The following is a 2,411-nucleotide window of genomic DNA, read 5'->3' on the forward strand; positions in this document are numbered from 1 at the left end:
ACACCGCCTACCATACTTCTAAATCTAATAAAAGCAGTAAACGACTACCGTTTACTATCAATTCCTCTGCTACACATTCGGCAGGGGAATTCTATTTTCCGGAACATTAGATTCCACATCAATTAGCCCTGAACATTGTTCCTTTATAAATTTACTCCATGGCATCAGCTGCTCTATACCTGCGGACGAATTCAAGTAATCCGGTATATACAGAAGTACCGTATAAAGGTATTGGAAAATATTCAGATTGTTTGCTTTTGCTGTTTCTACGATGCTGTACATCACCGCACTTGCTCCGGCTCCGGCCTCTGATGTGTGGAACAAGAAAGCTTTCCTTCCAATCGCATAGCTTTTGGCCTTTCGCTCAGCTCGATTGTTCGAGATCTCACATCGGCCATCCAACAGATAATTCATCAGCGTCTCGTGATGGTTTTGGGCATAGACCACCGCTTTCCCAAGCTTGCTTCCGCCAGTTGGATGAAGGGTATCCAGCCAGTTCCAGAACTGATCCCATACAGGTTGTTCCAAAACTGTTCTTTGTTGTTTTCGTTCTTCGGGATCCAAATCCTTCAGTGTGCGCTCCAGATAGAAGAGTTTATTGCAATACAGCAGTCCGATTTCTGCAGGAAGCAACTGTTTTGCTTCTTCTTCATCTGGAAGATTGATATCCTCGATTGCTACATCGGAGTTGATATCCAATAGCTTCAGCTTTTTACGCTTGGCTGCCGGAACTGCCTCGAAGAACTTTCGTCTTGCATGTGCAAGACAGCATACCAGTATGACATCTTCCAGTTTGTTATAACCCTGGTATCCGTCACACTGTACCAGTCCATGAAATCCCTCCAGAAAGTTTTGTACACAGGATCCTTTGCGGCTTGGCTGGTAATCATAGAGGACGATTGGTGTGAGACCATCGTTTCCGGTTGTATATAACCACATATAGGATGTCTGTTCTGCAGCGCGTCCCTTTTCGCGCAAAACCTGACAGGTAGTCTCGTCTGCATGCACCAGGTCACGTTTTAAGAGTTCTTCATGCAAACGATCATAAATCGGATAAAAATAGTGCTCAGCAACATAAATAATCCAGTTTGCCATAGTTTCTCTTGGCAATGTAAATCCCAGCTGCTGCATCAAAAACTCCTGCCGGTAATAAGGAATAGCCAAACCTATCTTTTCCATTGCAACATATGAGACTATGGATGGAGAAGCCGGGCTGTGAGGAATTAAGGCAGTAGGTGTTTTTGATTCTGCGAATGTTCCATCACCATCTTTTTTGCACTCCGGACACTGCCATTTTTCCTGGTAATAATGAATTCGTTCCACTTTCGCAGGTGTGATCCGGAGTTCTTCCCGGACAAAGGTTTCAGTTACATACTCCATCAGGGAATTACAGTAAGGACAATGCTTATCTTCTTCCGATAGAGGGATTACCTCTTTGCGAATTGGAAGATTTCCATACTGGTCTTCACGTGTGGCTTTTGCTTTACGTGTTGTTCTTTTATGACTTTTTACAGTTGTTGTCACTGTTTCTTCTGGTTTTTCATCTTGTTTTGTTTTCTCACTGCTCGTACCAAAGAGCTTTCGCTGGAATTCATTGAGTGTTTCCTGAAGACCGGCAATCGTTACTTTTAGATCTTTGATTGTTTCTTTCAGATCAGTGATCGTTTCATCTTTTTCATTTAATCGCTCAGAAAGCATCTGGATCATAAGATCTTTTTGTTCCAACTGATTGCGAAAAAGTATGTTCTGTCCCTCTGGATCCATCGTGAATTCCTCCCTCTTTTTAGATACATTTATTGTACTAAAAGGGCGAAATTATCGCAAATGCCACGCAAAAACGGACTGGCATTATGACGAATCAAAAGTATCCTTTTTTTCTTTAAAAATCAGCCCGTTTTGGAGTTTTTCTGTGAAGTTATACACATCATTATGAGGTTGTGCATAACTATCCACGAACAACTTTTCCCATGATCGCACATTTGTGGATATCTTCCGGCGAGAACCAGTTTGGGCTGTAGAAAAATTTTTCAAAATCTACATATTGTACAAATCAAAAATCTTTGCCTTTCACAGGCTGTATTGCTTTCGGCTGATCAATAGAAAGTCCTTCCATCAGCCAGCGGAATTCCTGTCTGGTCAAAGGTCTGACTTCCGAAGCATTGCGGGGCCACTGGAACTTTCCATTATCCAGACGCTTCTGCAGGAGCACGAATCCATCCCGGTCGAAGTAGAGTGCTTTCATCGTGTTCTTTTTACGCCCACAGAACAGAAAGACTGCATTGGAGAAAGGGTCCATCTGAAAGTTATCCCGAATGATTGCCATGAGTCCATCGAAAGATTTCCTCATATCAGTTCGGCCACATACCAAATAGATTTTCTGTACTCTGGACAGATCACCAATCAAAGTTCCC

At 42.6% G+C, this 2,411-nt stretch carries 2 protein-coding genes; both read right to left on the reverse strand.

What is annotated here, in order from left to right; all coding sequences use genetic code 11:
- Nucleotides 1-69: 69 nt before the first annotated feature.
- Complete coding sequence (tnpC, locus tag QZZ35_RS11145; RefSeq protein WP_291237469.1) at nucleotides 70-1,764, reverse strand: IS66 family transposase; 1,695 nt, start codon at nucleotides 1,762-1,764, stop codon at nucleotides 70-72.
- Between the two features lie 286 nt (nucleotides 1,765-2,050).
- On the reverse strand, nucleotides 2,051-2,411 hold a 361-nt coding region (gene tnpB / locus QZZ35_RS11150; protein WP_291237470.1), incomplete at its 5' end, for an IS66 family insertion sequence element accessory protein TnpB.

This window comes from Frisingicoccus sp. (assembly GCA_016298055.1).
Classification (GTDB): domain Bacteria; phylum Bacillota; class Clostridia; order Lachnospirales; family Lachnospiraceae; genus Frisingicoccus.

Coding starts and splice junctions, on each gene's coding strand:
- tnpC (WP_291237469.1), bottom strand. CDS start 1,764: ATGGATCCAGAGGGACAGAACATACTTTTTCGCAATCAGTTGGAACAA.